Consider the following 13,146-nt stretch of genomic DNA (forward strand, 5'->3'; position numbering starts at 1 on the left):
TTATGAGCAAACGATTAACCATCTCAAATACTGATAAAAAAATAGCCGGGGTATGCGGGGGAATTGCCGAGTATTTTGAAATCGATTCTACCCTGGTCCGTCTCGCATGGATTCTGTTCATTTTTGCCGGCGGGGCCGGCTTCATAGGCTATATTATTGCCGCTCTTATTATGCCGAAACCTCCGGTAGACTACGGCCTAAACAAGTCCTCCGAGGATTTGGAAGAGGGGTTTGTTGATTTGGATGAAGTGGAGCCGGAGCAAGCCAAAGCCTCCGATGATGTTCAAAAAAAAACTGAATACCAAGAAAAAACTAATGGAAAAAACAACAATACGGCGCAATATATTGTAGGTTTCATCCTACTATTCTTAGGGATTAGCTTGCTTAGCAACAGGTTTTTCTTCTGGAATATTTTAAGCTTAAGACATATGGCTTCCTTAAGTTTAATTGCTATTGGTTTTTTTGTGATATTAAAAGAGTATCAAAGCCGTTAGTTAAATGTTGCCATCAAGTTAATCCCCCCTGTTTCTAATGCAATGAAAATATAGTAAAATGAAACTCTAGGGTCTATAAACTCTAGAGTTTTTTATAGCGGATCTTGGGTATAATAAAGACTGTTATGAAATAAGAAAGACTTAATATATTGGAGGGAGCAAATATGAAAAAAATTTTAATCACCGGAGCCTTAGGACAAATTGGCACGGATCTAACCCGTTATATGCGGGGAATTTACGGAAAAGAAAATGTTTTACCTTCAAGCAGGAAACGAAAAGAAGGTCACCCATTAATGGATGAGGGGAATTTCGAGACCCTGGACGTGTTGGACTATGAAAGGATAGAAGAGCTAGTTGAAAAACATCAAGTAACACATATAGTTCATTTAGCAGCAATTTTATCGGGCACCGGAGAAAAAAACCCCCAAGTTGCCTGGGACATTAATATGAACGGTTTGTATAATGTATTGGAAGTTGCCAGAATCCATGATTTATCAGTACTCATTCCCAGCTCCATTGCCGTATTTGGTGAGAACACACCAAAGGATCAAACGCCCCAGGATACGATCATGAGGCCCTCGACGATTTATGGCGTAACTAAGGTCTCTGGAGAGCTGCTTGCGGATTATTATCATAGAAAATTTGGAGTGGATACTAGAGGAGTCCGCTTTCCTGGATTAATCTCTAGCGATGCAATGCCTGGAGGAGGAACCACAGACTATGCGGTGCATATCTTCTATGAAGCAATCAAAAATAAAGAATACTCAAGTTTTATTGGCAAAGGAACCTTTATGGATATGATGTATATGCCCGATGCCCTAAAGGCCATTGTTCAACTAATGGAAGCGGATGAATCAAAACTGAAGCACCGAAATGCTTTTAATATTACAGCCATGAGTTTTGACCCTGAAATGTTAGCTAAGGAGATCCGGAAATTCATTCCGGAATTTCAGCTAAAATATGATGTGGATGAAAATTTACAAAAAATAGCCAATTCTTGGCCTAACAGTCTGGATGATTCTGAAGCAAGAACTCAGTGGGGTTGGGATCCGGAATATAATTTAACCTCTATGACCAAAGATATGTTGGAGAAATTGAAGAAAAAATTGGACGCATAAACCGTTAACAAGAGGAGACATCATGTATACCTATATAGTTAAATGTAGCGACGGTACTTATTATACCGGATGGACAACTGATTTGGAAAAAAGACTGAATACTCACAATCAGCAAAAAGGAGCAAAATATACAAGACCGCGACTGCCGGTGCATCTGGTTTATTGGGAATATTTTAAAAGTAAAAGGCGGGCCCAGGGAAGGGAATGGGAAATCAAACAACTCAGTCGAAAGGGAAAAGAAATTCTAATCAATAAGAATTTAAAGAGTGAGGGAGATGTGTCTATGGAAAAGACTCTAAGATATACCATCGATGAACTTGAAAAAATACTGAAAATACCTAGTCCGAGTGGTCATACGGAGTACCTTAAAGACCATGTAATTAAAGAGCTGAAATCTTTGAAGGTGGACTATCAAGAAACTCATAAAGGTGCGATTATCGCAACTGTAAAGGGAGAAGTCACAAAAGAACACCGTACAGTATCTGCTCATATGGATACCCTAGGGGCCATGGTAAAAGAGATCAAATCGAATGGGCGCTTGAAATTTGATCCTATTGGAGGGTACATGATGAACTCCGTGGAAGGAGAAAATTGTGTAATTGAAACATTGAATCAAAAACAGTTTAGTGGCACATTCTTTACGACAAAACCGTCGGTACACATTCATAGCGATGCCAAGAAAATCGACCGAAGTGTGGAAAACATGGAAGTAATAATTGATCAGAAGGTAACCAGTGTTGAAGATATAGAAAAACTCGGAATTTCCATAGGAGATTTTATATTCCTAGATCCGAGAACTGAAATCCACGAAAACGGTTTTATTAAATCTCGCCATATTGACGATAAAGCTGGGGTTGCTGTAATGCTTGGGTTAATTTACGATTTGAAAAAAAATAAGAAAAAACCCTTTTATAGCACCCACTTTTTTTTCAGTAATTATGAAGAAGTAGGTCATGGAGCCAGTGCTTCTATACCGGAGGAAACAAAAGAGTTTTTAGCTATTGACATGAGTACCCCGGGAGACGGCCAAAGTTCCACAGAATATCATGTAACCATTTGTGCTAAGGATTCAACTGGCCCCTATGATTACAGTTTAAGGAAAAAATTAATAGAAATTGCAAAAGAACATAAAATCAACTATAAAGTAGATCTCTATCCATACTACGGTTCTGATGCTAGTGCGGCACTCCGATCGGGTAACGATTTTAAAGCCGCTCTGATCGGTCCTGGGGTTTATGCTTCCCACGGCTATGAAAGAACCCATGAAGATGCTATTGGGAACACATTAAAACTGGGAATTCAGTATTTGCTTTCAGAATAGCATGAAAAATATTAGAATTTAATAATAAGAGCACTTGATAGAGTGATACGGGTAATGCTAGCTGGATAGAGGGGTTATTAAACCGATGATAAGCTATCGGTTTTCTATAAAAGGAGGGCGGGGAATGGATCGGAATAATAAGCGGGTGAACTGTCTTAAGTGCCGTTACTACTTTATCACTTGGGATCATAAAAAAAGCAGAGGCTGTAGAGCCTTTGGTTTTAAAAGTCAAGAATTACCCTCCTTAGTAGTTTTTCGTACTTCAGGACAAAAATGCATGAAGTTCTCTTCGAAAGCTTCAGCCGAACAAACCTAGAAGAAGATTCTCGAAAAATAAGAATTGCGTAACCATTGGAAATGTGCTAAAATGGACGTTATGAGTTAATAGAGAATTCTAGAGAGGCAGATGAGTAATGAAAAAAGAAAATTTGAGAAATATCGCAATTATTGCCCATGTAGATCATGGAAAAACCACATTAGTGGATGAAATGCTAAAGCAAAGCGGAACCTTCCGTGCAAATGAAAGTATACAAGAGCGGGTTATGGACTCTAATTCATTGGAACGGGAAAGAGGAATTACCATTTTATCGAAAAACACATCGATTATGGTGGATAATACAAAAATAAATATCATCGATACCCCCGGGCATGCCGATTTCGGTGGTGAAGTGGAACGGATTATGAAAATGGTCGACGGGGTACTATTATTGGTGGATGCCTATGAGGGCCCCATGCCCCAAACCCGATTTGTATTAAAAAAAGCTTTTGAATCCGGAGTAAAGCCGATCGTGGTCATTAATAAGATTGACCGTCCAGAAGCTCGAATAGAACATGTACAGGATGAAGTCTTGGATCTATTTATTGATCTTGGTGCCGACGAAGAACAACTGGACTTTCCTGTGATTTATTCTTCGGCGAAAAATGGAGTAGCGAAGCTGGATATGGAGGATGATGCCAAGGATTTTATGCCTTTGTTTAAAATGATCATTGAGAATATCGAGCATCCGAAGGGTAAAGAAGAAGACTCCCTGCAACTATTGATTTCTTCAATTGATTACGATAAATATACAGGAAGAATCGGCATCGGAAAGATTACCAAAGGAAATATCGAAAAAAATCAAAGTGCTATTGTTGTTGATAAAGATATGAAACAAACCAAGGTTCGAGTGACAAGTCTTTACAATTACGAAGGGCTTCATAAAACGGAAACGGATTCCGCCGGTGTAGGAGAGATTGTTGCCGTTTCGGGAATGGAAAACATCAATATTGGAAACACCATTTGTAATATTGATAAGCCTGACCCGTTACCGATTCTTGAGGTGGATGAACCTACCATGTCCATGAACATCATCGTGAATGACAGCCCCTTCGCCGGACGGGACGGACGATTTGTTACAAGTCGGAACTTAAAAAGACGATTGGAACGGGAGATGCTTTCAAATGTTGCCATGCGCTTAGAAGAAGTCAGTGAGGATACCTTTAAAGTGTATGGTCGCGGAGAGCTTCATGTATCCATTCTTATTGAAACCATGCGTCGTGAAGGGTTTGAATTTGCCGTGTCCAGACCGGAAGTTCTAATGAAAGAAACCGAAGAAGGACTCAAAGAACCTATTGAATATGTATATGTGGAAGTCCCTGAAGAGTATGCCAGTTCAGTTATTGATAAACTGAACCGGAGAAAAGGGGAAATGGTCAATATGGTCCCTTCCATGGGGAGTATGACGAAGCTGGAGTTTAAAGTACCCGCAAGGGGGATCTTCGGATATCGTTCGGAACTTCTAACGGATACGAAAGGCTATGGTGTTATGCATCATGTATTCGAAGGCTATGATAAGTATACCGGAGAGATTCCAACACGAACCAAAGGGTCTTTAATTGCTTACGAACAGGGACAGGCTTCCGCTTATGGTCTTACTTCTGCCCAAGAGCGGGGGGTCCTCTTTATTTCCCCGGGCTTAGATGTTTATGAAGGAATGGTTATCGGGGAAAATTCAAGAGTGGATGATATGGTACTGAATGTATGTAAAAGAAAGCAAATGACCAATGTTCGGGCTTCCGGAACCGATGATGCATACAAGTTGGCGCCGCCACGGATACTAAGTTTAGAACAATCCTTAGAATTTATCAAAGATGATGAACTCGTAGAGGTGACTCCAAAAGAAATTCGACTGCGTAAGAAAGTACTGAATCGTAGCTTGCGAGATAAAGCCGGTAAAAGTAAAAAATAATAGTCGAAAAAGCAGGAGATTCGCACAACTGTATCGAATAGTTATATAGATTAGCCACTTAAAACTCTCACTCTTCAGTGGGAGTTTTAGACTTAATAAATATAATCGGAGGGATACAATGAATTATCATGATCTGCAGTATAAATACTCATCAAAACGTACTTTAGTCTATGGCAAAAAAGGAATGGTTGCCACATCCCAACCCTTAGCGGCTCAGGCGGGGCTGGATATTATCAAAAAAGGAGGCAACGCTGTGGATGCAGCTATTGCCACGGCAGCTTGTTTAACTGTTGTGGAGCCCACTTCCAACGGAATTGGCGGTGATGCTTTTGCTATTGTCTGGATGAAGGATAATATTTATGGATTGAATAGCAGCGGAAAATCCCCTGAAGGTATTTCTATTGAAAAGCTTAAAAGCCGAGGATATGAAACCATCCCGAAACACGGGATGATTCCCGTAACTGTTCCGGGAGCACCTGGCGCTTGGGCGGAACTATCCGATAAATTTGGGAACCTTACACTAAAAGAATGTTTAGTGCCGGCAATTACCTATGCGGAGGAAGGATATCCGGTCTCTCCAATAACTTCAAAATACTGGGAACGGGCTTTGAAAGTTTATCAAAAAACCTTTAAGGGATTGGAATATGAAGGATGGTTTAAAACCTTTGCGCCGGAAAACAGAGCACCAAAACCGGGAGAAACATGGTCATCTCCGGATCATGCCAAGACTTTACGATCTATAGGGGACAGCGATGCTAAGGAGTTTTATCAGGGTACTTTGGCAGATAAAATCCATGACTTTTCTAAAAAGCACAATGGCTATTTGGATAAGACAGACTTAGAAAGTTTTACACCGGAGTGGATAAATCCCGTTAAACTGAATTATAAAGGATATGATGTATGGGAACTTCCGCCAAACGGACAAGGGATTATTACTTTAATGGCTTTGAATATTTTGCAACATCAAACCCTGCAAAACAGAGACTCAGAGAGCACTGTGCACAATCAAATCGAAGCCATGAAGCTTGCCTTCGAGGACGGGAAGAAATTTATTACAGACCCAAAAAATATGCAGGTTACAGTTGACAATCTGTTATCCTATGAGTACGGAGAAAAAAGAAGTAAAGAGATAAAGGATCGGGCACTGATTCCTAAAGCCGGTAAGCCGGATCACAGCGGGACGGTTTATCTGGCAACGGCTGATGGTGAAGGGAATATGGTATCTTTTATCCAGAGTAATTATATGGGCTTCGGCTCGGGAGTGGTGATTCCCGGAACCGGTATTGCACTTCAAAATCGGGGGCACAGCTTTAGCCTAAACCCTGAGGATCATAATGCCCTTTCTCCTGGGAAGCGGACCTATCATACAATTATTCCTGGTTTTTTATCGAAGGAAGGGAAACCTCTTGGACCTTTTGGAGTCATGGGTGGATTCATGCAGCCTCAAGGGCATATGCAAGTCATAAATAATCTGGTGGATTTTGACCTTAACCCCCAGGAAGCTTTAGATGCTCCGCGATGGCAATGGATCCAAGATAAAGCTGTGGAAATTGAAGTAGGAACCCCGAAATTTATTTTCGAACATTTACAAAGGCGGGGGCATGAGGTTCAATGGGCGAAAGATTCCGGCTCTTTCGGACGGGGGCAGATCATTCTGAAAAACGGCGAGACCTTAATAGGAGCTACGGAACCCCGAACGGACGGAATGGTGGCAGTCTGGTAAAAACGAACACAGAGGTGACAATACAATGAATGAAAAAAGTTTAAAATCCTTAGAATATACAAAGATTATTGAATTATTATCCGATCGGGGGATCTCTCCTATGGGGAAAAATCTTGCCGCAAGATTAAAACCCACAACGGATTTTGATGAAGTTCAACGTAGGCAAAGAGAAACGGAAGAGGCAGTACAGGTGTTGCTGAAAAATAGCGGAATTCCCTTAGAAGGTCTTGGAGAAGTAGAGCGCTTGATAAAAAAAACCACAATCGGTTCTTTTCTAGATTCTGGTGAACTGCTAGAAGTCCTTGACTTTTTAAGGGTTTCCAAACGGATGAAGGTCTTCATCAAAAGAGAAAAAGAGGACGGAGATTTAACGGCTCCTATTCTAAGCGGTCTTATTCGAGAAATTGAAACAATACCCGATGTTGAGCAACGGATTGATCGGTCCATTCTTAACGAAAGTGAAGTTTCCGATGAAGCCAGTGTTGAACTGAGACAAATTCGAAGGCAACTTAGTCAGGCCAATGAAAAAGTCCGATCCACTTTGCAAAACTTCATTACTTCTTCTAGAAACCAAACCTATCTGCAGGATCAAATCATTACACTGCGGCAAAATCGATATGTGGTACCGGTAAAACAGGAATACCGTAACCAAGTTAAAGGGATGGTCCATGATCAATCTACCAGCGGAGCCACGTTATTTATTGAGCCCATGGCAGTGGTAGACTTGAACAATAAATTAAAACAGCTGAAGTTAGCGGAAGAGCAGGAAATTGAACGGATTCTCAGGGAAATTTCCAATATGATTGCGTTAAAAGAAAATGAACTTCTGAAAAATCGGGATCTTTTAGGGAAAGTTGATTTCATTTTTGCGAAGGGTAAATTGGCTCTTTCTATGAAAGCCTCCAGCCCCAAGGTGAATAACCGAGGATATGTAAACCTTAAAAATGCACGACATCCGTTATTAAATCCAACAGAGGTAGTTCCGACGAATATCTGGATCGGAAAGGATTTCAATATTTTAGTGATTACAGGTCCAAACACCGGTGGAAAAACCGTTTCCTTAAAAACTTTAGGATTACTCTCCTTAATGGGACAAAGCGGACTCCAGATCCCGGCGGATTCCGGGACGGAAATAACTATATTTGATCATATCTTTGCAGACATCGGAGATGAACAAAGTATTGAGCAAAGCTTAAGTACTTTTTCCTCACATATGACCAATATCGTGGAAATTTTTAGAAATCTAACGGAAAACTCTTTGGTCCTGTTTGATGAACTTGGAGCGGGCACAGATCCAACGGAAGGTGCTGCTCTTGCTATGGCAATTTTAGAGAATCTTAAGAGCACCGGGACAAAAGTGGTAGCAACCACTCATTATAGTGAGCTGAAACAATATGCTTTAGTACATCCGGAAGTAGAAAATGCCTCTGTGGAGTTTGATGTCAAAACCTTACGCCCGACCTATCGTCTCTCCATAGGAGTCCCGGGTAAATCCAATGCTTTTGAAATATCGAGAAAGTTAGGGCTTTCTCCTGAAATAATAGACTTGGCAAAGTCTCTGATAACACAGGAAAACCTACAGTTTGAAGATGTATTGCAAAATATCGAAAACAATAAAAGCACCATTGAATCAGAAAAAATTGAGATTCAACGACTGAAAAAAGAAATGGAAGAACTGAAGGAAAAATACCAGGAAAAACTTGAGAAGGTTGAAAACCAAAAGCAGAAGATGGTCTCTCAGGCAAAAAAAGAAGCTCAGACATTGGTTAAAAAAGCAAAAGCTGAGACAGAGGAGATTATTGACAATCTTCGAAACTTGGAGCAGGAAATGGATCGTAAAAAAGTGAATCAGGAAATCGAAAAGGCCCGAGTGAAACTTGGAAATAAGACTTTGGAATATAGAGATTCCAAAGAATCCATGAAAGAACCGGTAAACCATGAACCACCCAAAAACTTGAAACCCGGTGAACGGGTAAAAATTCTTTCGCTAAATCAAGAAGGCCATGTGCTGAGTTCCGAAGATGATAAGGGAGAAGTACAAGTTCAAGCTGGTATAATGAAGGTTAACATTAAAACCTCGAATTTAAAACGGTTATCTTCCCAGGAGGATAAAGAGATAAAAAAGACATCCAAGATGATCAAAACCAAAAGTCAAAATATTCGAACCGATATCGATGTACGGGGAAAAAATTTAGAAGAAGCCTTATTTGAGGTGGATAAATATTTAGATGACTCTTATATAGCAGGGCTTACACAAGTGATGATTATTCACGGCGTAGGCACCGGAGTGCTGAAATCAGGTCTTAATGAAATGTTAAAAGCCCATCGTCATGTGCAGTCTTTCAGAGGCGGAAAATACGGAGAAGGTGGAGCGGGTGTAACCATTGTTGATTTAAAATAAATTTTACAGTAAAATCTAAAGGAAGATCAGTGAAAAATAAGGAGGTTTATTATGGATTATAAAATAGTGTTAACCGAGTACTTGAAGCATTATATTAAAGATCTTTCCCTGGGAGAAATTGAAGGAATGTTAGAGGTGCCGCCGGACCGTGAAATGGGAGACTATGCTTTTCCTTGCTTTCGTCTAGCAAAGACCTTACGAAAAGCTCCTAATATGATTGCAGAGGACCTGAAAAAAGGGATGGAGCTTCCTGAAGGATTTCAAAGAGTCGAGGCAAAAGGACCTTACTTAAACTTTTTTATTGATAAAAAACAATTGATCCTTTCAATTTTGAATTCTGTTACCCACCAAAAAGATGCTTATGGGAAACGAAATTTGGGTCAGGGGAAAACCGTTTGCATAGATTTCTCAGCACCAAACATTGCAAAGCCCTTCCATGTAGGTCACTTGCGTTCTACGGTTATCGGTAATGCTCTATACCGAATTTATGAAGCCTTAGGCTATAATTGTGAAGGAATAAATCATTTAGGAGACTGGGGAACTCAGTTTGGAAAGGTTATCGTAGCATATCGTAACTGGGGTTCAGAAAAAGCTGTGAAGGAAAATCCAATTGAAACTTTACTGGATTTATATGTTAAATTCCATGAAGAAGCTGAAGATCATCCAGAACTGGAAGATCAAGCAAGAAATTGGTTTACCCGAATGGAACAAGGGGACCGGGAAGCTTATAATCTTTGGAAATGGTTTAGTTCTGAAACGATCCAAGAACTAAAGAAAATATATAAGACTTTAAATGTGAAATTTGATCATTATACCGGTGAAAGTTTCTATAACGACAAGATGGACGGTGTAATCAAAGAGCTTCAGGAAAAAAACTTATTAAAAGAAAGTAAAGGGGCCCATTTAGTAGATTTAGAGGAATTCAATATGCCTCCTTGTCTGGTCATGAAAAAAGATGGAAGTACTCTTTATGCCACGAGGGATATTGCAGCAGCAATTTATCGAAAAAAAACCTTTGATTTTGAAAAATGTCTGTATGTTACGGATTATTCCCAGAATCTACATTTTGCCCAGTGGATGAAGGTTATCGATTTGATGGGTTATGAATGGGCTAAGGATTTAGAACATATTCCCTTTGGACGAGTAACTCATGAAGGTAAAAAAATCCAAACCCGGAAAGGGAATGTAGTTCTTTTGCAGGACGTTTTGGATGAAGCTATTAATCGGGTTCAGGGAATTATTGAAGAGAAAAATCCGGAGCTGGAAAACAAAGAGAAAGTTGCTAGGGATATTGGTGTGGGAGCAATTATTTTTAATGATTTAAGTCATAGCAGAATTAAAGATGTATCTTTTTCCTGGGAAACTGCATTTAACTTCGAAGGCGAGACCGGTCCCTATGTTCAATACACCCATGCAAGGGCAGCAAGTATTCTTCGAAAGGCGAATATGGAAATAAGCTCGAATATTAACTGGCAGATTCTAGAGGAAAAAACTTCGATGGATGTATTAATGAGAATTCATGGCTTTAGCCAGGCGATTATTCAGGCTAAAGATAAAAATGAGCCATCGATCGTTACCCGCTATGTGGTAAACCTTGCTCAGGAGTTTAATAAATTTTACAATGAATGTCCCATACTCAATCAAGAGGAAGAAATCAAAGAAGCAAGACTGGCTTTAGTTTCCATTACGAAACAAACCATTAAAAACGCGCTGTATATTCTAGGTATTGAAGCTCCCGAGAAAATGTAGCACAGGGAAATGGAGGATTAGATGGAACCAATGCAAAATATTTTTTCCTTGACAGAAAGTTATGATAAACGGCTAAATTATGATACTGAAAGAAATAATGAAGATTATAGCGACCTTATGGAACTGATGATTATTATAGGCAAATCTCTTGTCAATGATAAAGAGAAAGAAAAACTTTGGATTGATGTACCAAGACTCAAAGAAGAACTGATTTTATGGCGATATTATCGGGAGGGAAGCATCAGCTGCTTTTTGTTGACGAAGGATCAAGAAATTAATGATTCATTGGTTAGTACAGGAATAATAAGCATACTTCCACTAATAATCGGAAATCAAAATTTAGAGTCTCTAGAACAGGAACTAGCATTATTCAGTTGTCAAACGAATCAAAGTCCTGAAAATTTGATTTTATTTCTTTTAATGGGAAAAGCAGTTCATGGAGTTATGCATAAGGAGTACAGCGATGCTGATTCCTTTGTTTCGTTTTTAAAAGAGTATTTGATTCATTTGAACTACGAACGGGTCTTCCAAAAGATTTCTAAGAAGAACAGGATGGATAAAATTTCCTATGAAAAAGGAAAGGTTCAGTGGATCATGGATTTAGACCGTTCATCAAAATCAGAGATTCCGACAAAAAAAAATCCCGAATCCATTAGCAAACTTTTGTTTATTCAAAGCATTCATTTGTTTATAAAACATCACGAGAACCCTAGGACCTTCAACGAATTGGAAAAATCAGAGGTCCCAGTGGAAGTAAAGGTTTTTACATTACTGTTGACAGATCTGAGAAAAAGAAAATTGGATAGCGATCAAAGGCCACAGGTAGACGAGTATAGTTCTGCAAATACAAACTTCTTACAAGGAATGGATCGATATTTTAACAAACTGAAGCATTTCGAGATAGAAAAATCTCCCTTGGATTTTGAAAAATTGAAAATTCCAAATGCCATAAATACGAAAGATCTATTTTCCATGAAAGAAGGAGAAAAAGGGAAACATCCAATACTGAGAAGCTTTGAAGTGGTGCAAAAAAAATTGAAAGAAAATTGTATAACGTTGGAAGTGAAAACGAAGACCAGGGTTTACAAACTGAAAAAACCATTAGCTTAGGCTAATGGTTTTTGCGGTTTTATTTTTTAAGCGGTTTTTGGGATAAGCCGAGGTGTAGACTTCCAGCTTGTTTGAATACTGGATTTGTGCACCATATTCGTCATAATCAGTACGGAAACCAATGAAGACACATGAATTGAATACTCAATGTCGTTGGACATAGATTCTACTTTCTTAGAGTATTCCCGGTGATAACCCTCAATCAACTCTTCTATATCATCAATGGAAAGATTAAGGAAGTCCAAAGAAACAACAGGGGTAGGGATTTTCTTATCGAAGGTTTTGAACCTTTTATGCAATGTATTTTCATAGGCCATATGTTCCATAAAGTTGTTTTTATAGGTTGTGCGATCGTTATGGGGAACACAGAAGAAATCAGAAACAAAATGATTGATTATACCGATTTGTCGGGAGATAAACTTGATGTAGTTATGGTCATCGGCATAAGTATGCTCGGTTAGTTCTTTGATTTCTTCGCAGATCAATCTTAAAGATTGGGGTTTGAAATGATGCAGCTTCAGTAAGTTTGGAGCGATATCCGGTTTGATGCTACCGTATTGCAGACTGCTCTTATTTAGTCGTATTCCCAGGGTTTTTTCGGTATGATCATAGATATGATTTGCAATAATCATATGAGTTTGCGGCAACAATATTTTCCCACCTTTCTATAGTATCCATAATAGCTTTGTTTGTTTCATTATTATATGATAAATGATTTCTTTTTACAAGGAAATCCCCATTTAAATTACAAAGAATCATTGCTCGTTTAATTGTAAAAGTAAATTAGACCCCTATTTATAAAACTGTCTAATTTAGTCTTACAAATCCAGAGGTCTAATTTAACCTTACATACTTTTGAGTATTATTAGCAGCTATTTTGTGAAATTTCTTAGTTATAGAATCAATATTAGTTGTCATGGGGCAAGATTGATATGAGGTTCTTATATCAATAACAGCGGACATTGTAGTATTATTATGGTATGCCCGGATAGTTGCTTAGGA

The 13,146-nt window shown here is 39.0% G+C and carries 10 protein-coding genes and 1 pseudogene; 10 read left to right on the plus strand and 1 reads right to left on the minus strand.

The annotated features are described in order from the left end of the window. Window positions 1-2: 2 nt before the first annotated feature. From ISALK_RS08505 to ISALK_RS08545, 10 genes and pseudogenes are all read left to right on the plus strand, one after another. Window positions 3-494 (plus strand): PspC domain-containing protein, encoded by a 492-nt coding sequence (locus ISALK_RS08505; protein ID WP_160721226.1) that lies wholly within the window; start codon window positions 3-5, stop codon window positions 492-494. Window positions 495-658: 164 nt separating this feature from the next. Then, window positions 659-1,612: an L-threonine 3-dehydrogenase gene (locus tag ISALK_RS08510; RefSeq protein WP_160721228.1), complete on the plus strand. Its 954-nt coding sequence runs from the start codon at window positions 659-661 to the stop codon at window positions 1,610-1,612. Window positions 1,613-1,634: 22 nt separating this feature from the next. After that, window positions 1,635-1,832: pseudogene (locus tag ISALK_RS15080) on the plus strand (GIY-YIG nuclease family protein); the annotation flags it as partial. A gap of 63 nt (window positions 1,833-1,895) precedes the next feature. After that, window positions 1,896-2,933, plus strand: coding sequence for a M42 family metallopeptidase (locus ISALK_RS08515; protein ID WP_236660333.1), 1,038 nt, complete (start codon window positions 1,896-1,898; stop codon window positions 2,931-2,933). Window positions 2,934-3,057: 124 nt separating this feature from the next. Continuing rightward, window positions 3,058-3,249: a uracil-DNA glycosylase gene (locus ISALK_RS08520; RefSeq protein ID WP_160721232.1), complete on the plus strand. Its 192-nt coding sequence runs from the start codon at window positions 3,058-3,060 to the stop codon at window positions 3,247-3,249. Between the two features lie 97 nt (window positions 3,250-3,346). Next, the gene (gene typA / locus ISALK_RS08525) at window positions 3,347-5,161 is read left to right on the plus strand and encodes a translational GTPase TypA (RefSeq protein WP_160721234.1); all 1,815 of its coding nucleotides are present in this window, start codon (window positions 3,347-3,349) and stop codon (window positions 5,159-5,161) included. A 118-nt stretch (window positions 5,162-5,279) separates the two neighbouring features. Then, window positions 5,280-6,884 carry a gamma-glutamyltransferase family protein gene (locus ISALK_RS08530; protein WP_160721236.1) on the plus strand — a complete coding sequence of 535 codons (1,605 nt, stop codon included), beginning with the start codon at window positions 5,280-5,282 and terminating at the stop codon, window positions 6,882-6,884. Window positions 6,885-6,909: 25 nt separating this feature from the next. After that, entirely contained in the window at window positions 6,910-9,285 is a 2,376-nt protein-coding gene (locus ISALK_RS08535; protein WP_160721238.1) for an endonuclease MutS2, read from the plus strand. A 51-nt stretch (window positions 9,286-9,336) separates the two neighbouring features. Then, a complete protein-coding gene (gene argS / locus ISALK_RS08540; protein ID WP_201756869.1) occupies window positions 9,337-11,034 on the plus strand; it encodes an arginine--tRNA ligase in 1,698 nt (565 codons plus the stop codon). 21 nt (window positions 11,035-11,055) lie between these two features. Next, entirely contained in the window at window positions 11,056-12,144 is a 1,089-nt protein-coding gene (locus tag ISALK_RS08545) for a hypothetical protein (RefSeq protein ID WP_160721240.1), read from the plus strand. A 26-nt stretch (window positions 12,145-12,170) separates the two neighbouring features. Here the strand turns inward: ISALK_RS08545 and ISALK_RS08550 are convergent, their stop codons facing one another. After that, on the minus strand, window positions 12,171-12,794 hold the full coding sequence (locus ISALK_RS08550; RefSeq protein ID WP_160721242.1) for a zinc dependent phospholipase C family protein: 624 nt from the start codon (window positions 12,792-12,794) through the stop codon (window positions 12,171-12,173). Window positions 12,795-13,146: the final 352 nt, after the last annotated feature.

The sequence above is a fragment of the Isachenkonia alkalipeptolytica genome, assembly GCF_009910325.1.
Classification (GTDB): domain Bacteria; phylum Bacillota; class Clostridia; order Peptostreptococcales; family T1SED10-28; genus Isachenkonia; species Isachenkonia alkalipeptolytica.